General features: G+C 61.3%; 16 protein-coding genes. 4 read left to right on the top strand and 12 right to left on the bottom strand.

Annotated features, from left to right (window positions below):
* Nucleotides 1-27: 27 nt before the first annotated feature.
* The 5 genes from HMPREF2779_RS05410 to HMPREF2779_RS05390 all read right to left on the bottom strand — a co-directional run bounded on the left by HMPREF2779_RS05410 (nucleotide 28) and on the right by HMPREF2779_RS05390 (nucleotide 5,820).
* The gene (locus HMPREF2779_RS05410; RefSeq protein WP_105361006.1) at nucleotides 28-1,284 is read right to left on the bottom strand and encodes a sensor histidine kinase; all 1,257 of its coding nucleotides are present in this window, start codon (nucleotides 1,282-1,284) and stop codon (nucleotides 28-30) included.
* A 164-nt stretch (nucleotides 1,285-1,448) separates the two neighbouring features.
* A complete protein-coding gene (locus tag HMPREF2779_RS05405; protein WP_070685491.1) occupies nucleotides 1,449-2,207 on the bottom strand; it encodes an ABC transporter permease in 759 nt (252 codons plus the stop codon).
* 53 nt (nucleotides 2,208-2,260) lie between these two features.
* A complete protein-coding gene (locus HMPREF2779_RS05400; RefSeq protein ID WP_070685494.1) occupies nucleotides 2,261-3,214 on the bottom strand; it encodes an ABC transporter ATP-binding protein in 954 nt (317 codons plus the stop codon).
* Between the two features lie 284 nt (nucleotides 3,215-3,498).
* The gene (locus tag HMPREF2779_RS05395; protein WP_012903115.1) at nucleotides 3,499-4,584 is read right to left on the bottom strand and encodes a 4-hydroxy-3-methylbut-2-enyl diphosphate reductase; all 1,086 of its coding nucleotides are present in this window, start codon (nucleotides 4,582-4,584) and stop codon (nucleotides 3,499-3,501) included.
* A 27-nt stretch (nucleotides 4,585-4,611) separates the two neighbouring features.
* Nucleotides 4,612-5,820 (bottom strand): dehydrogenase, encoded by a 1,209-nt coding sequence (locus HMPREF2779_RS05390; RefSeq protein WP_105361005.1) that lies wholly within the window; start codon nucleotides 5,818-5,820, stop codon nucleotides 4,612-4,614.
* Nucleotides 5,821-5,975: 155 nt separating this feature from the next.
* On the opposite strand from HMPREF2779_RS05390, the gene xseA reads away from it, so the two are divergent.
* Together xseA and HMPREF2779_RS05380 are read left to right on the top strand one after the other, a co-directional pair.
* The gene (gene xseA / locus HMPREF2779_RS05385; RefSeq protein WP_105361004.1) at nucleotides 5,976-7,277 is read left to right on the top strand and encodes an exodeoxyribonuclease VII large subunit; all 1,302 of its coding nucleotides are present in this window, start codon (nucleotides 5,976-5,978) and stop codon (nucleotides 7,275-7,277) included.
* A gap of 64 nt (nucleotides 7,278-7,341) precedes the next feature.
* Nucleotides 7,342-7,599 carry an exodeoxyribonuclease VII small subunit gene (locus HMPREF2779_RS05380; protein ID WP_105361003.1) on the top strand — a complete coding sequence of 86 codons (258 nt, stop codon included), beginning with the start codon at nucleotides 7,342-7,344 and terminating at the stop codon, nucleotides 7,597-7,599.
* Nucleotides 7,600-7,721: 122 nt separating this feature from the next.
* Here the strand turns inward: HMPREF2779_RS05380 and HMPREF2779_RS05375 are convergent, their stop codons facing one another.
* The 7 genes from HMPREF2779_RS05375 to galU form a co-directional block, all read right to left on the bottom strand.
* Nucleotides 7,722-8,945 (bottom strand): pyridoxal phosphate-dependent aminotransferase, encoded by a 1,224-nt coding sequence (locus HMPREF2779_RS05375; protein ID WP_049341826.1) that lies wholly within the window; start codon nucleotides 8,943-8,945, stop codon nucleotides 7,722-7,724.
* Between the two features lie 6 nt (nucleotides 8,946-8,951).
* Nucleotides 8,952-10,136 (bottom strand): glycine betaine ABC transporter substrate-binding protein, encoded by a 1,185-nt coding sequence (locus tag HMPREF2779_RS05370; protein ID WP_105361002.1) that lies wholly within the window; start codon nucleotides 10,134-10,136, stop codon nucleotides 8,952-8,954.
* A complete protein-coding gene (locus HMPREF2779_RS05365) occupies nucleotides 10,136-10,645 on the bottom strand; it encodes an NUDIX domain-containing protein (RefSeq protein ID WP_005508451.1) in 510 nt (169 codons plus the stop codon). Before HMPREF2779_RS05365 ends, HMPREF2779_RS05370 begins: the two co-directional genes overlap by 1 nt.
* A gap of 26 nt (nucleotides 10,646-10,671) precedes the next feature.
* Nucleotides 10,672-11,874, bottom strand: a complete 1,203-nt coding sequence (locus HMPREF2779_RS05360) for a LysR substrate-binding domain-containing protein (protein ID WP_105361001.1) — start codon at nucleotides 11,872-11,874, stop codon at nucleotides 10,672-10,674.
* Nucleotides 11,875-11,984: 110 nt separating this feature from the next.
* Nucleotides 11,985-12,485: a DedA family protein gene (locus tag HMPREF2779_RS05355; RefSeq protein ID WP_049363258.1), complete on the bottom strand. Its 501-nt coding sequence runs from the start codon at nucleotides 12,483-12,485 to the stop codon at nucleotides 11,985-11,987.
* A gap of 438 nt (nucleotides 12,486-12,923) precedes the next feature.
* Nucleotides 12,924-14,498: a hypothetical protein gene (locus HMPREF2779_RS05350; protein ID WP_105361000.1), complete on the bottom strand. Its 1,575-nt coding sequence runs from the start codon at nucleotides 14,496-14,498 to the stop codon at nucleotides 12,924-12,926.
* Nucleotides 14,499-14,812: 314 nt separating this feature from the next.
* Nucleotides 14,813-15,721, bottom strand: a complete 909-nt coding sequence (galU, locus tag HMPREF2779_RS05345) for a UTP--glucose-1-phosphate uridylyltransferase GalU (protein ID WP_070685526.1) — start codon at nucleotides 15,719-15,721, stop codon at nucleotides 14,813-14,815.
* A 351-nt stretch (nucleotides 15,722-16,072) separates the two neighbouring features.
* On the opposite strand from galU, the gene HMPREF2779_RS05340 reads away from it, so the two are divergent.
* Together HMPREF2779_RS05340 and HMPREF2779_RS05335 are read left to right on the top strand one after the other, a co-directional pair.
* Nucleotides 16,073-16,741 (top strand): 5-formyltetrahydrofolate cyclo-ligase, encoded by a 669-nt coding sequence (locus HMPREF2779_RS05340; RefSeq protein ID WP_233992281.1) that lies wholly within the window; start codon nucleotides 16,073-16,075, stop codon nucleotides 16,739-16,741.
* Between the two features lie 230 nt (nucleotides 16,742-16,971).
* Complete coding sequence (locus HMPREF2779_RS05335; protein WP_070685532.1) at nucleotides 16,972-17,157, top strand: FmdB family zinc ribbon protein; 186 nt, start codon at nucleotides 16,972-16,974, stop codon at nucleotides 17,155-17,157.
* The last annotated feature ends 31 nt before the right edge of the window (nucleotides 17,158-17,188 follow it).

Below are 17,188 nucleotides of genomic sequence, written 5' to 3'. Positions count from 1 at the left end.
CCAAGTTCCACAATCTACAGCACCTACCTACAGCAGTGAGGTGTCGCCGTCCATGCTCACACGGATGCGCGTACCCATCCCACTGCCAGGGTTCTCCGCCAGCCACTGCTCGGGCGCCGCCTCAATCACCACACTACCGCCGGACGCCGCCACACGCTGAGCCATACCCGTCAGCCCGTTACCGCGGGCATCGCCCACACCCACGCCGTTATCGAGGATGTCCAGACCGGTTGCGCTCAGACGAACCCGCGCCGCATTCGCGCCCGAATGGCGCACCATGTTCGTAACCGCCTCACGCAGAACCCAGGAGAACAGCTTCGCGTTCACACCAGCAACCGCGAGCGCGTTCTGAGCCTCCGGCAGTTCGACGCGAATACCGGCGGTCTGCAGGGCACGACCCGCACCCTCAATCTCACCCGAGAAGTCGGGCACACGCAGGCGCGTCACGGTTGAGCGAACCTCCGCCAGGGATGCACGGGACAGCTGCGCAATCGCCTCCATCTCGGCGCCGGCGCGGGCGGGGTCAATCTCCAGCAGGCGCTGCGCCAGCTCCGCTTTGAGGGTGATGACGGTCAGGGAGTGGCCGAGCACGTCGTGCACGTCGCGGGCGATCTCTTCACGTTCCTCGGAGAGCGCCAGGGAGGCACGCGCTACATCCGCACGTTCACCGAGCTCAATGAGGTAGGAGAAGCCCAGCATGCCCACCATCGGCGCACCGATAAAGAGGGCAATTCCGCCGTGCGCGGTGACGTCAAAACCGATGCCCGCCATAAAGATTAGCCAGCAGACCAGGGCAATCGTCGCGGCCACACCAAACCGCAGGCGGTACGGGGCGATTGTGCCAAAAATCCAGAACGCCACAAAGTACATGCTGAACGACAAGAACACCACATACGCCGACTCAAGCCGCAGTGCCGTCAGGCCAGCTACAGGCAGTGCCATCAGCACCGTCCAGATAACGCTTCTACGCACCGTGGAGGCGACCGGCACCAGCCACGGCACTGCGTACGCCGAGCAGTTCACCACCGCGAAAAGTGCCACCAGCACTACACCGGTCCAGCGCACCGGCGCCAGCTCCGGGGTGGTGAGGAAGCTGTCCAGCGGCATGAGCAGAAACACCAGCCACGGGGCGCTGAAACCCAGCGCCAGCCAGTTCACGTTGCCACGGCGTTCACGGTAGAGGAAGCGGAAGCGGTGCTTGCCCAGGGTGCGCTTCGCGGCGGAGGGTGCCACCTCGTTCTCTGCGTGGGGGTGTTCGTTCGGGTGGGTGTGGGTTTCGGTCATGGTTCTAGCCTAACGCGCGGGTGCCGCGGGTGCAGATACCACCGGTGCGGCGGTGTCAGTAGCGGCAGTGTTAGTAGGAGCAGCGTGAGTGGATACGGCTTCCGCCGCAGCCTCGGGAGCTCCTGATACTACGGAACCCTTGAGACTGCGGCGGGAAGAATCATTTAGCGGCGGGTTGCGCGGCGCCTCAGCAGGGCAGAAACACTCAGGAAGATAGCCGCCCAGACGACCAGGCTCACCACGGCGTACCAGAGCGGCTCGGTGACGAACCAGTCCTCACCGCCCGAAATAATGGTCTGACCTGCGCTGAAGGGGTAGCGGGCAATCTCAGCGGCACCGTACAGCGGGGTGAAGCGTGCGTAGTTCAGCAGGTCGGTGCTCAGCGGGGAGAACACGGTACCGAAGAAACTCATAATCACCAGCAGACCGTTTGCAATGGACACGGCGTTCTCGTTACGAATCAGCAGACCCATCATGATGCCGTAGAAGGCGAACACCAGACCGCACAGCACCGTCAGCGCGCCAGCGGCAAGCTGCTGGTTCACGGGGATCTCAACACCGGTGAACATGCCCACAATGTTCACCGCAATCACCGGCAGCGCAGAAATCACCAGGGCGGTCAGCGCCTTCGCGCCCAGGTACTTGCCGGTGGTCAGCGGGGTCAGCGCCAGCTGGCGGTTCCAGCCGCTGGAGAGCTCGGTGACGGTGCTGCCGCTAATCGCCACGGTGTTCTGCACAGCACCGTACAGCGCCATGCCAATCATGACGTACGCAGCTACGTTACCGTCACCCATCGGCTGGGAGGAGTAGTCCTGCATCGCGCCGAAGAGCAGGAAGAAGACGATGGGCAGTGCCACGCCGAAGAAGAAACGGTCGGTCGAGAGGATAGAAGCGCGGATGTCGTAGAGTGCGTAGCGGAGCATGATGTTTTCCTTGAGGTGTGTAGCGGCGGTGCGGTGTTGGGGCGGTACGGTATTTAGGCTTCGGATGCCTTGGAGGCGGCGGCCTGCTCGGTCAGCAGGGTGAAGGACTCGTCCAGGGAGGGCTTGGTGACCTCCAGGTCAGTGATACTGTAGTTGTTCAGCAGAGTGCGCAGTACCTGTTCAATCTCCACCACGGAGATGCGGTGGCGGTACCCGCCGGACTCTTCGGTGACCTCAACCGGCACGTCCAGGTCGGTGATGGGTGCGGGTGCGAGGAAGCTGAGGTGGCGGTGGCCGGTCAGGGCACGAATCTCGTCGGAGGAGCCGTCAGCGATGATGGAGCCGGATTCCATGAGCACGATGCGCTGGGCGAAGTTCTGTGCTTCTTCCAGATAGTGCGTCGCAAAAAGAATGGTCGTTCCTCGTTCGGCGATGGCTTCCATGCGCTCCCAGAAGGTGCGGCGCGCGTTCACGTCCATGCCGGCGGTCGGCTCGTCCAGGATCAGCAACTCCGGCGAGTGCATGGTCGCCAGGGCGTAACGCAGACGCTGCTGCTGACCTCCCGAGCACTTGCCGACCTTACACTTAGCGATATCGGTCAGGTCGGCGCCGGCGAGTACCTCATCCACGTCAATGGGCTTGGGGTACAGGGCGGCAATCATCTCGACCGTGGCGCGGATCGTCAGGTCCTTGAGCAGGCCACCGGTCTGCTGCACCGCGCCGAGTAGACCGGCGCGTGCCGCCTCGGAGGCGTTGCGACCGAAGACGCTCAACTCGCCGCCGCTGGGCTGGGTCAGACCAAGAATCATGTCGATGAGGGTGGTCTTGCCGGCGCCGTTGGGGCCGAGCAGTGCGATGATTTCGCCGCGCTTGACGGTCAGGTCAATCGAGTTGACGGCGACCACGGTGCCTGCCGCGCGGGTGGAGAAAACCTGGCGGAGGGAGCGGGCGGAAATAACGGTTTCTGCGGTGTTTTGCTTGCTATTCTGAAGTGCTGCGGTGTTCATGTTTCTATTACACCGCCGGTTTTCGCACCGGTGCGGTACAGAGTGTCATGAGCTGCCCATGACAAATGTCATGAGTTGAGGATATGCGAGCGTCGCGGCCCGTTACGCGAAGCGGGGGCTCCATCCTCGAAGCGCCCCCAGGCGCTGAAGAGGGGGCACTCCCCCGCGTAGCGTGAGCGCGAAGCTGCGCAAGCGTCCCTACCGCGCATCCCGCACATCAGACGAAAAACCCCGTGTCTTCTCCCCACACGGGGAAGAGGACACGGGGTCATAAGCTAAAAGTCTTAGCGAGTGGGCTTAGCGCCGCGGCCACCGAGCTGGCGGCCCACGTTCTCGTCATTCTTCAGGGCGGAACGCAGCTCCTTCGGCAGGGAGAAGAGAATGTCTTCCTTCGCGGTCTCCACCTCTTCGATGGTGTTGTAGCCGTACTCGGCGAGCAGTGCCAGCACCTCCTGAACCAGAACCTCGGGCACGGACGCGCCGGAGGTCAGGCCCACGGTTGCTACACCTTCGAACCAGGATTCGTCCACCTGGTGTGCGAAGTCCACACGCTCGGCACGCTTAGCGCCGTATTCGAGTGCTACTTCCTTCAGGCGCACGGAGTTCGAGGAGTTCGCCGAACCCACCACAATCACCAGGTCTGCGCGCGGAGCGATCTCCTTGATAGCGCCCTGGCGGTTGGAGGTTGCGTAGCAGATGTCGTCCGAGGGCGGATCCTGCAGGGACGGGAAACGCTCACGCAGACGCGCCACGGTTTCCAGAGTCTCATCCACGGACAGGGTGGTCTGAGAAATCCAGACGACCTTCTCCGGGTTGCGGACGGTCACCTGATCCACCTCGTCGGGCGAGTTCACGATCTGGATGTGCTCGGGCGCCTCACCGGCGGTACCTTCGACCTCTTCGTGGCCGGTGTGACCGATGAGCAGGATGTCGTAGTCCTGCTTGGCGAAGCGCACAGCCTCGCGGTGCACTTTGTTCACCAGCGGGCAGGTCGCGTCAATGGTGTTCAGGGAGCGGTCGCCGGCTGCGGAAACCACCGCCGGGGACACTCCGTGCGCCGAGAACACGGTCACGGAACCTTCGGGAACTTCGTCCACTTCATCAACGAAGATAGCGCCCTGCTTCTCCAGGGTCTCCACCACGTGGCGGTTGTGAACAATCTGCTTGCGCACGTAGACGGGCGCGCCGTAGTGCTCCAGTGCCTTCTCAACAGCAATCACGGCACGGTCAACGCCTGCGCAGTAACCGCGCGGGGTGGCGAGCAGGACTTTCTTCTCACCGGTGACGGGTGCGGCGGCTTCAACGTCGGCGCGGCTGCGGCGCTCGCGGGGTACGGGCGGCAGGCCCAGGGCAATAGTTTCAGTGGACATGGTTACTATCCTACGTTGTTCGGACTTTTAGTGTGTGATGACTGTGGCACCGCTCGCAGGGCTACGTCCCAGGGCGATGAGGCGAATCAGAATACCGAGCAGCAGGGCGAGGATCGCCATGACCAGCCCGTAGCTTGCCGCCGCCTGCAAGTGCCCGGCCAGTGACGGTGCAAGCTGGTTCCATGCCCCGGTAATCAGTGCCGTTCCGGCGGTGCTGTGGCTGGTAATTCCCAGGGACTCAGGGCTTTGGCTGCCAAACCAGGCTGCAGCCCCCCATCCCAGCAGGGCGTAGAGCAGAGCCGTAACCACCGGCACCAGGATGCGGTGCCTGGGTGCCAGCAACGTAGCCAGCAGCAGGCTCAGCACCGAGATGATGGTCAGCGGCACGGTGGATTTGCCCAGCGCGGCGGCACGGTTAATGCCGGCGTGCAGGTACCACTCCTGCTGCTCCTGCTGGTTGTTGCCGTCCTTTACCCGGTCAATGTTGAGGGTTTCAGGGCCGAGCTTCGTCAGGTCCGGGTCGAAGGAGCCGATAGAGCCGACCTTCGCATCCAGCGCACGGTAGAAGGGGGTGAGCACAATGACGGCGGGGCCGTCCTGGTGTTCGAGGTTGTAGCGGCGAGTTTCCTCGGCTATTTCCTTCCAGAGGCTTCGATATTCTTCAGTTTTTGACAGCTCAGCCGCGGAACGGTTGAGCAGGGAACGTATGCCGTCTTGTGTCGGCTTTACAAGAATGGAGTATAAGCCGCTTTGTTTGGTGCCGTCGAGGAAGGTTGTCATAGCTTCGGAGTTCATGAGGTCTTCGACCGCGCCGTCCGCGATGCGTGAGGCAAGCTGCGAATCTTCCGCCAGGGTGGAGGAAATCTGTGAGAAACCACGCTCTGACATGAGCTTAGAGTTCACCCAGGCACCCGCGGTTACACCCAGACCGGTCACCAGGGCCAGCGCGCACAGCACAACGGTCAGGAACCTCCGCAAACCTGCCGCGAAGGGAGGCTCGGGGGCTGCCTGCAGTTCAGCCTTGGTGGGGGCTGCGGCGTGGCCGAGCGTGCGCGTGGGCTGTAGCAGGGTGGTGTCTTCGTCCGCCGTGTAGTAGCCGTCCGTGCGGGTAATCCGGGTGTCGACGACTCGGGTCGTATCCGCCGGGTAGTTGTGCGCGCCAGTACCCGCCGCTGACGAAGCCGCGGCGGTGTTGAGGGCGTTGTTCTGGTGTGCTGACTGATCGGGTGAGCGCATGAGCCTAGGGTACCCGCTCACGGTGTTCAAAGCCGATTCGGACCCGCAGAATGCGCCAGAAGCTAAGTTCTGCCTGCACTCCGTGCAAGCTACCCGAGTCGCCAGGCTGACCTGTGCGCAGGCGCATAACCGACCAATCAGGGACAATAGAAGGTATGAACTTCTACAACCCCTCCGCAGCGCAGCCGGCACCCGCATTGGTGGTGCCGCCCGTGCATGAGCGGCAGCTTCCCGGGAAGTCTCAGGAAACCACCGCCACCAACCCCTGGCCCCTCGCCCTGCTCGCGCAGAACCTCAAAAACTACGTAGACAAGGTTCCCGAGCTCTGGGTGGAGGCGCAGGTCGCCTCCCTCAACGGCCGCGGCGGCAACGTCTTCATGGAGCTCAAAGACCTCAACGAAGACTTCTCCTTCACCCTCGCGCTCTTCGGGCGTACCGGTAGCGGCCTGGCGGCTGATGTGACCGTAGGCGCTCGCATCGTCACCCGCGCCAAGCCGAGCCTGTGGAAGAACGGCAAGCTCTCCCTCATCGGCAAGGAAGTGTACGCGGTCGGCACCGGTAACCTGCACGAGCAGCTGCAGCGTCTGCGTGAAGCTCTCGCCGCCGAGGGGCTGTTCTCTGACGCCCGCAAGAAGCCGCTGCCCATGCTACCGAATCGTGTGGGCCTGATTACCGGTCGCGATTCTGACGCGGAGAAGGACGTTATCCGCAACGCCTCCCTGCGCTGGCCCGGCGTGGTCTTCGAGGTGCGCAATACCCGCGTTCAGGGTGAGGGCGCGGCGGCTGAGGTCATTGCGGCTCTCGCCGAACTGGACGCCCACCCGGAAGTGGACGTCATCGTCATCGCCCGAGGCGGCGGCTCCTTCGAAGACCTGTTGCCTTTCTCTGAGGAGGCGCTCATCCGCGCCGTCGCGGCGGCCACCACCCCGGTGGTCTCGGCAATCGGTCACGAGGCGGACTCCCCCATCCTCGATGCGGTCGCCGACCTGCGCGCCTCCACCCCCACCGATGCGGGTAAGCGCATTGTGCCCGATATTTCGGAGGAAACCGCCCGCATCACCGAGGCCCGCGCCCGCCTGGACCGCGCGGTACTCGGTTACGTGGGCATGCAGATGAACTACATTGCGCAGCTGCGGAGCCGCCCGGTGCTCACTCACCCGGAGTCCTCCCTGCTCATGCGTGTGGAGGAGCTGAGCCAGCTGCGCGAGCGCGCTCACCGTTCGGTGCAGCACCGTCTGGAGCGTGAGTCGGCGACTCTGTCGCATACGTTGGCGCGGGTGCGTTCGCTCTCGCCTGTGCAGACGCTCAACCGCGGCTACTCCATAGTTCAGGATGCCGCGGGCGCTATTGTGCGTGACGCTTCGGCGCTGAGTGAGGGCGAGCAGATTACGGTGCGTGCGGCGACCGGTTCGGCGCAGGCAACCGTGACTTCTACGGACCCCTCGAACATCTCCTAAACCTCGATACCTACGTTTTACCTCTAGTTTTTATCCCTAGTTTTTACCTCTGAAAGGTTCCTCAATGAGCGAGAACATTAGCTTCACCAGCGCCGAGCTGGGCGCACCCGTCGAAACCCTCGGCTACGAGCAGGCGCGTGCCGAGCTGGAGCAGGTCGTGCGTCAGCTGGAGTCCGGCGCCAGCGACCTGGAGACCTCTATCGCCCTGTGGGAGCGTGGCGAGGCGCTTGCCGCCCGCTGCGAGGCGTGGCTGCAGGGCGCGCAGGAGCGCCTGAACGCAGCACGCGGCGCACAGGCTGGTCAGGAGAACCTGGCAAACTAAAGCCGCTTCCAGCACCCGCTCTGGCACATCCTCCAGCCGTCAACCAGAAATAGCCTGCCCCGCAGCTCATCAGAACTGCGGGGCAGGCTATTTCTATCTGTCACAAGGCAGAGGCAACAGGGCTAGTGCTTCTGCTTGTAGTCAGCCATGAAGTTACCCAGGCGCTCCAGGGCGCTGGTGAGGGTCTGTGTATCGGGCAGGAACACCAGGCGGAAGTGGTCCGGGTCCTTCCAGTTGAACGCGCGGCCGTGGCTGAAGAGGATCTTCTGGCTCTTCAGCAGATCCAGGGCGAACTGCTCGTCATCGGTGATGTCGAAGCGCTCAACATCAATCTTCGGGAACAGGTAGAGCGCGCCGTCCGCGCTGGTGCAGCTGATGCCGTCAATCTCGTTGAGCATCTTGTGCGCCAGGGTGCGCTGCTCGTACAGACGGCCGCCGGGAACGATCAGCTCATTAATGGACTGGTAGCCACCGAGCGCGGTCTGGATTGCGTGCTGTGCCGGGACATTGGAGCACAGGCGCATGGAGGCAAGCAGGTGAATACCCTCAAGGTAGCTTGCAGCGTCCTTCTTCGGGCCGGTGATAGCGACCCAGCCTGCACGGTAACCGCAGACGCGGTACGCCTTGGACAGGCCGGAGAAGGTCAGGCAGAGCACGTCGTCGCCGGTGAGGGTTGCCATGTTGATGGCCTCTGCACCATCGTAGGTAATCTTTTCGTAAATCTCATCGGAGAACACGACCAGACCGTGTTCGCGCGCCACATCCACAATCTGCTTAAGCACGGAACGCGGGTAGACGGCGCCGGTGGGGTTGTTCGGGTTAATAACCACGATGCCCTTGGTACGCTCGGTAATCTTCGACTTAATGTCTTCGATGTCCGGGTACCAGTTGTTTTCCTCATCGCAGAGGTAGTGCACGGGCTTGCCGCCGACCAGCGCGGTGGCTGCGGTCCACAGCGGGTAGTCGGGCATGGGGACCAGGATTTCGTCGCCGGTCTCGCACAGTGCCTGCAGGGTCATCGGGATCAGCTCAGACACACCGTTACCCAAGTAGATAGATTCGGTGTCGAGGTTCATGATGCCGCGGTTCTGGTAGTGGTGCACAATGGCGGTACGTGCCGAGTAGAGGCCGCGGGAGTCAGAGTAGCCCTGAGTTTCGGGCAGGTGACGAATGATATCCATCATGATGGCATCCGGCGCCTCAAAGCCGAAGGGCGCGGGGTTACCAATGTTCAGCTTGAGGATGCGGTGACCCATCGCCTCCATGCGATTGGCCTCGTCCAGAATGGGGCCGCGGATGTCGTACAGGACGTTGCTCAACTTTGAGGACTGACGGTACTTCGTCATGATGCTTTACTTTCTAGGGTGATCCAAAATGAATTGTGCTGCGTCATCATCTGCGATGGGGTTGGAACCGCTAGTCAGACGCAACAGGAACGAGAGGTTACCCGTGTCTAATGTAGATGATACGCGGTTAATTGCCGTCCGGGCGCTATCTGGCAGGGTACGACGAATAATGGGCACCAGTTGCTGTTGCAAAAGTGCCGTTGACGGGTCTTCCAGGGTAACCAGACGGTTATCGTCAATCGCGGAGTCGCAGCTGTGTAGCAGGGTCACCTGCACGGTGTCTGCGGTGAGGGCGTTGACGCGTTCGGCGGGGTTGTCCTGGATCTTCGGGTCGTGCACACGGTAGCGGTAGAGGCTACGCAAAGAATCCACGCCGTAGGTGCCGCTGGAATACCCGGTCGGAATGGAGAACGTCAGAGAAGACTGCACCTCACGCAGATGCGCGAGGGAGTTGAGCTTGTGGCGGGCACTCACGGCGCGGGTGGTAACCAGTACATCCTTGTTGGTGGCGTGGGCGCCGTTGAGGAGCATGAGCTCTTCGGGCAGGATGCGCGAGATGGCGTTGGTCATGTCGGTGGTGCTCATAGCGCGCAGGTTGATGGGGTCAGCGGAGCGGGTGGAGCTTGCCGAGGGGCTTGCGGTACCGTCCGTAGCATGCGCGGAGGCGGTGCTCTCCTCCGCGGTGGGGGTAGCCGCCGGGGGCAGGGTCACGCCTGCCGCTTGAGCGGAGGCGCTCACGGAGGCGGCGATGCGTTCGTTATGGGCGGCGGCGGGGCTGATTTTGCCGTCGTCAGTCAGGTAGAGTAGCAGGTCGCCGCTGTAGTCGATAACCAGATCCAAGGATTCAGGGGCGGCGGCAGTGGTGCTGCGGGTTTCCTCATCGTCGGGCAGAGTTGCGGTAGGGGTGGCGGAATTAGCCGAAGGAACCATGAGCCCTCGCAGGGCGGCGGCGCGGCTGTTGTCGGTGTCAACAAGTTCAACGGAGTAGCCAACCTGTCGCAGGGCGCGCGCGTACACATGCGCCACGGCGCGCATCTCACGCAGAGCACCGTAGCCGATGCGCAGAGTACCGTAGCTGGATGCGGAAGGGTCCACCTGCGGGGTTGCGTCATTATTCCCGCAAGCGGCGAGTAGCGGCATGAGCGCCAGGGAGGTGAGCGCCGCACGGCGGGTGAGGGTTAGTCGGTTCATTAGGGAAGCTTCCGTGCGTTTTCGTCGGCAAGAAATTCGCGGTATTCACGTGCCCAGCTGGCAGCGTTGGAGTAGCCCATCATGGAGGCGACCTCGTCGATGAGAGTGCCGTAGCGGATGGTGTCTAGCTCAGCGATGGGTACCCAGCGTGCCGTGTCGGAGGAGCCGTTGATTTCGTGGCGCAGTTCGCCGGTGACAATATGGGCACGGAAAACCACCCGCAGGGCGCAGAAGGGTAGCGCTTGCGGGTCTTTCTGGGTGGAACGCACAGGGAAGTGTCCGGCGTGCACGCCCAGAATGTCTTCAATGGCGACGCTGTAACCGGTCTCTTCGAGGGTTTCTCTCAGCGCGGTTTCGTCGGCCTGTTCGCCGGGTTCCATGCCGCCGCCGGGCAGGGACCAGAGGGGGCTGAGCGCGCGGTCTTCGGGCACCCAGCGGGTCATAAGCAGCTTGCCCTGCTCAATGATCACTGCGTAGGCTGCGGGTCGGGTTTCCATTGCTAATGCCATGGTTTGATTTTACCGTCTATCGTTCGTTAGCGTTTCTTGCCGCGGCGTGCGCTGGCGGCTTTGGCGGACTGTCGAGCGTGCTGGCGCGCGTTGCCGTTTTTCTTGGCATTGGCGCGCTTTTTATCGCGTGCTTCGCGGCGGGCGTTGGCGGCTCGTGCCTTCGCTTTTTCCTTTGCCTTTTCGGCGGCGATACGTTCGGCGCGTGCCTGTCGGGTTTCGCTACCGCGCTCGCTGGTTGCGGTGCGGCCACGCACAATACCGATGAAGTCCTGCAGGAGCGCTTCGAGCTCTTCGCTGCGCGGCTCGCCCTTGGGGGCACGCGGCCAAACCAGGTGCACCGGGTAGACGTCCAGGCCCGCAACGGGGCGGTAGGTGAGGTCCTTGCGGTGATAGAAACGCGCAATGGACATCGGCACAATGTACAGACCCACACCGGCGGCAACCAGCTCGATGGTTTCCTTATCGGTCAGACCTTCGGGCACGATGCGACCGGCACTCTCACGCCATGCGCGGGAGACTTCTTCATAGGCCGGAATATCGGAGGCGGGCTGCAGCAGGAACTCTTCGGCAAGCTCCTCCACGGGCACCTCATCAAGTACGGTGAGCACATGGTCCACCGGCAAAATGACCACGGGCAGCTCCTCGTAGAGGCGGATGCTGTGGTACTTCTCGCCGTCGGTGCTTGCCGGTTCGCGGTCGGGGCGCACAATGCTCATGTGCGCGAAGGGGTTCTCGGGTACGTCCTTACGCTCAATGGGGGCGTGCTCGGTAGCCTCAGCGCTAACCTCGGCGGGCGCCTCGGAGGCTGCGGTTCCCTCTTCTGCGGATCCAGCAGCGGGGTTAGCGGCGGGATCAATCAGGCACAGGTCCTGATGCAGAGAGTCCAGGCCACGCGCCTCACGCACGGGCACCTCCGCCAGCTGCACGCGGTCACCGAAACGCTCATGCCAGCGGTTGAACCACTTACCGGGCATGATTGCCGGCACGTAGCTAACACGCAGCACGGAGCGCTGCAGCACGGGCACGGGCAGAGCCTCCGGGGTCTGGATCATTGCCAGCTGCTCGGGATGCAGGTACACGCGGGTGGGGGCCTCGGTGGGCGCTTCGGTTTCTACCTGGTCGGTAGCATTTTCGGGCGCGCTGAACTCGGGGTCGATTGCGGTGAGGGCAGGGGCGTTGACGGGCTGCTCTTCGGGGGTGCCTGCGGTGGAGGATGCGGATGAACTCATCCCTCCACGCTAGCACATCTTGGGCGGGGGCATTGGGGTCAAATGAGTGGGGTCAGGTGAGCCGCCTCAACCCTGCGAGATAGTGCACCTATCCCCCGCTGAAGGTAGGACTAGTTCTCGGCGATGTTATCCGCAGTGTTCTCAACGGTTTCGCGATTAATGCGGCGTTCGCGCAGCTGAGCCACAATGACCATCACCGTAATAACAATGGCAAGGGCGAGGGGGAACATCCACGGCTCCAGGCCGAGGGCCGCAAGAATTGCGAAGCCGATGGTGGTGTAAATACACGCCCACATGAAGGTTCCAACCAGCATCGCGGGAACCCAGCGGCGCAGAGGCATTTTCGTGAAGCCGGTCGTGATGATGACCGCGGTTTGCAGACCCACGGTGAGAAAGCAGAGGGGCACAGCAATAACGCCCCACCGGTTAATCAAGCGGCGCGCTTTACGGTAGAGCGGGCTGTCCATGGCTTTGCGGATGCGGTCGAGGCGGGCGCCGCCTTCAGCAGCGAGCGCACCAAGAGCGTACACGATGCTGGTGCGGACGATTCCGACCACCCACATGAAAGCTAGGGCAACCTCAATCGGGAGTGCGTCAAACCATTCTTTCACCCGGCTATTCTCTCATGGGTGGGCGATATTGACCTGATTGAAGGTTTTTTGAGGCTTCTTATTCGACTTTTGGAGGGGTCAGAAAATTTTTTTAAATTTTTTCAGCCGGGGGTTATTGCCCCTTGTCGCCTGCAATGGCGCGGATTTTACTTAGGTCAACCTTAGTTTATTGACAGGCTGTCGCTATTTTCAGCTTGTCACCCGTACGGGAATTAGGATATATTTTTATTACCGAATAGGGCAGGCCTTGTGGGAAGGCCTTCCTAATCGGTCTAGAAGACTTTCTTCCTGTGTGTGATGCTAGAAAAGGAGCCCCATGGATGGGGTTCCTTTTCTTTTAACCAGCCAGCACCCCCAGACCACCCAGCACCACAAGGAAAAGCAAAACCCCAGACAGCGTAAACTGTCGGGGGTTTTGCACATAGTGAAAGCTAAAGCTTACTTCTTATCCTGACGGTGCAGAGCACTCAGCGGCTTGGGCAACTGAACCGGGTTCCAGGTGTTGCTCACCGCCTCAAAGGAGGAGCCAGCACCGGGGTGGCGGTTCGTCGAACGAACACCGCCGGTCGCAGTAACACCGGTCGAAAGAGCCGGGTCGTTCAGCGAGGCGATATCCAGTGCATCGAACTCGGAATCATCCAGGACATCCGGCAGAGGAATCTCTTCAGGAATCGGCTGAGCGGGAGCCTGAGTAGCAGGTGCCGCAGGTGCCTGACGGACGGGGGAACCGTCACGCAGAGCCTGGCGAGCCACCGGCTGATCCGGGTGAATTGCCGGCTGCTGTGCGGCAGTTGCTACCGGCTGCACAGGTGCCTGAGCGGGAGCCTGCTGCGCCTGAGCATGCTGAAGGGGCTGTGCAGGCTGATGCTGAACAGCCTGAGGCTGCGAAACCGGAGCCTGTGCAACCTGAGGCTGTGCAACCCGGGGCTGCCCTGCGGTACGAGGCGCAGCCGCGGAGGAAGCAGCGGAGCCGCTCTCCTGATCGAAGAGCACGCTACCGCGGCGAATCGGCTGGAAACGGCTCGGGCGCTGCTGGCGACGCTCCTGACGGTGCACCGCAGTCCGCTCGGTAGAACCAGTAGCGGTAGAACGCGCGGGTGCCGGGCGAGCAGGACGAGTAGCCTGAGAAGGCGCGGGCGCCTCCTCACGAGCAACAACCTCGGGGGCATCCTCAGATGCCTCTACCGCAGCATGTGCGCGGCTCGGGCGTACCACCTCACGGTTAACGTTGCCGGCAGACTTGCGGGTGGCGGGGCGAGCAGGGGTTTCCTCTTCAATCGGGTCCTCAACCGGCGCCTCCGCAGACTCATCGGCACTATCGGCAGGCTCTCCATCCCCATCAGAATCTTCGGAGCCCTCTTCGCCGGGCTCCTCCTCAGAGGCAGCAGCAAGACGAGCAGCACGACGAGCCTTGATCTGAGCATTTGCAGACTCCAGCAGACCGAAACGACTGACAGCCCACGTGCCACCGGAAAGAATCAGGAAGAGAACAGCCCAACCCCACGCCAGCACATCAAAGAGCGCCAGAAGACCGGTAACCAGGGCAAGAACACCCAGACCAGCTGCAACCAGCAGGGCAATACCGCTCGGGCTCGAAGTATCAAAGTAGGACAGAGGCGAGGGCTTTGCGTCCTCCACGACCGGAATCTCGTCCGTGTACGGGGCAGTCGGGGAAGATTCGCGAATCTGCGAAATAGAAGCCGTATCGGGCGCAGGGTGGGCGGATTCCTCCACCGTGTGGGAGGAACGGGAAGAAGCCTGCGGAAGAGCGGAAGAGGGCAGGGAGGTGCCCGGCGCCACCGCATGATCGGAGGACTGGTACGCCTCCGACTCATTCAGTAGCACACCCGCGGAGGCGAGAATATCCTCTGCAGTACGCTCGGCGCTAATCAGGGGACGCTCAGGCTCCATGGCGGAACCAGCAGGCGCGCGACGCAGGCTCCTGGGCACAAACCACAGCAGCAAAATCACGGTCAGAATTACCAACACACCCGAGGTGTTCAACAGCGTCATATCAGGTCGCCCTCTATCGTCCCTTTATCCCTAGACTTTAATCATACCCTTATATTCCCGATGCTTTCCATAAGCGGCAAGAATCGGGCTGGATATGTGCATATACCCCGGAAGGAATATGCACACGAGGATGCCCAGTAGCCTCACTCCAGAAGTACCACTGAGCCCTCACAGCAGTACCCAGTACACGAAATGATATGTGCGAAACGAGGAAGGCGCCTTTCCCCGGGGCTAACGCCCCACCGGAAAGAACGCCTTCCTCAGCGTGGTTGGTATTTATCGGTTGCCCTCATCAGAGAGCGGGTGCAGAGTAATTAGCAGTTCTCTGCAACAAAGTCCTTCAGCCATGCGCGCAGGTCGTCACCGAACTCGGGGCGCTCAGCAGCAAGAATAACGTTTGCCTTCAGGTAGGACAGCTTGTCACCGGTGTCGAAACGGCGGCCGGAGAAGACCACGCCGTAGACACTTTCGCCTTCGCCCTCACCTTGAGCCAGGGTCTGCAGAGCGTCGGTCAGCTGAATCTCGCCGCCGCGGCCCGGAGCGGTGTCCTCCAGAACCTCGAAGACCTTCGGGCTCAGAACGTAACGGCCAATCACAGCGTAGTTCGAGGGAGCCTCATCAGCAGCAGGCTTCTCAACCAGACCGGTGATCTTAACGAAACCGTCCTCGCCCTCAACAGCCTCAATAGCAGCTGCACCGTAAGCGGAAATAGCCTCGCGGGGAACCTCCATCAGAGCAACGACGGAACCGCCGGTGCGCTCCTGGACCTCCACCATGCGAGCGAGCAGGTCTTCCTTCTCATCAATCAGGTCATCGCCGAGCAGAACAGCGAACGCTTCATCACCAACGTGGCGCTTTGCGCGCAGAACAGCGTGGCCCAGACCCTTAGGGTCGCCCTGACGTACGTAGTGCAGGTCGCCGCCCATCTCATTGGTAGCTACCACGGATGCGAGCAGGGCGTCCTTACCCTGCTCAGCGAGCTGCTGCTCCAGAACGGGAACGCGGTCGAAGTGATCCTCGAGAGCGCGCTTGTTACGGCCGGTAATCATCAGAACGTCGTTCAGACCGGCACGAATTGCTTCCTCCACCACGTACTGAATCGCGGGGCGATCGACGACGGGGAGCATTTCCTTGGGGGTTGCCTTCGTTGCGGGCAGGAATCGGGTGCCCAGACCAGCAGCAGGAATAACTGCCTTAGTAACAGACTTAATTTCAGTAGCCATGCCACAAGAATACCCTAAGTTGTAAAGTACTCAATGCGATTTATCGACACTATGACATGAAAAAATCTTCAACGTGACTAACTACATATCGGTGAAGGTACATTCTTCGGGCTGTAGAGAAAATACCTTCTTCAGAACCCAATGCTATTTTCTGTAATCTCTATACTAAAAAGTAGAATCTACAGCCCAACAGAGTAGGTTGCTTTTTGTCATCTACAAGAACGTTTTCCCCCTGCCTCGAAACGCCCCTCAGCGCGGAGGCATCATGACCCAAACCAGCCAATCTAGCCCATAGAACCGCTCTCCCCCGCCCCACATAAGACCTCACCCGCAAAGACGATGGGACACACCATGCACCTCAACACCACCCCCGCCACCAGCAACTCCGACACCGGTGCCAGCGCAGACGATATCTCCCTAGACAAAGACATTCTCCGCTCCCAAATCCGCCCGCGCCGCCTCACCGCACGCAGCCATCGTGACGAACACGGTCAGCAGCAGCTGGCTGATCTTTTTGCCCACCACATTCTCGAGGCGGTCGCGCAGCGGACCCACTCCCCCGGCACCATTGCGGCATATCTGCCCACCAAATCTGAGCCGCCCATTATTCAAGCGCTAAACGCTCTCCATGAGCAGGGACACCGCATCCTCGTGCCCGTCGTGCGTCCCGGCCGCAAACTCGCCTGGGTGCACTGGGACCCAGCCGTTGAACATCCGCTCAACCCCATGGGAATCCCCGAACCCGAAGGCGAAGAACGGGACTCACAGGCATTCGTGAACGCCGATCTGCGCCTCATCCCCGCTCTCGCCTTTGATACTGGCGGGCACCGCCTCGGTCAAGGAGGCGGCTACTACGACCGGATTATCCCCCTGCTCAGCGCACAGCAGCTGAAGGAGCAGAGCATCGGCGTGGTCTTTGCTGACGAAATTTACGAAGCTATCCCCTACGACCAGTGGGACGCTATTCTGCCGGTGATTCTCACCGAACGGGGCATTTTCCACGCTCACCAACAGAGCTAAAAGCGCCCGGCTCACCCACGCCCGATTCGCTCTTGATTGACACCCCGGATCTTTATGCAAAACGCAAAGATATGCAGGAACACACCAACAAAATCACTCACGAAAAAGGCGAAAAGAAACAGAAATAGCTATTTGAGAAGAAAACGCAAATAGCTCCCAACCTTTCAAAAGCGGTACACTCAAACCACGTTAATAAACCATCACAGCGAAAACGGATACAGAAGGACAAAATGCCGGTCTACGTTTACCAGTGCAAGAATTGCAACCACGTCTTTGAACAGCGCCAGTCCTTTAGCGACGAGGCACTGCGCGTCTGCCCGCAGTGCGGCGAAGAAACCCTGCGCAAGCGCTACAACACCGTCGGCGTGACCTTCAAGGGTTCCGGCTTCTACAGCACCGACAAGGGCAACTCCTAAACGGAAGTTCCACACCAGTCGAAGAGGGGCG

It is taken from the genome of Rothia sp. HMSC069C03, assembly GCF_001811075.1.
GTDB lineage: Bacteria > Actinomycetota > Actinomycetes > Actinomycetales > Micrococcaceae > Rothia > Rothia mucilaginosa.
This window is presented reverse-complemented; position numbering and strand designations above follow the sequence as displayed.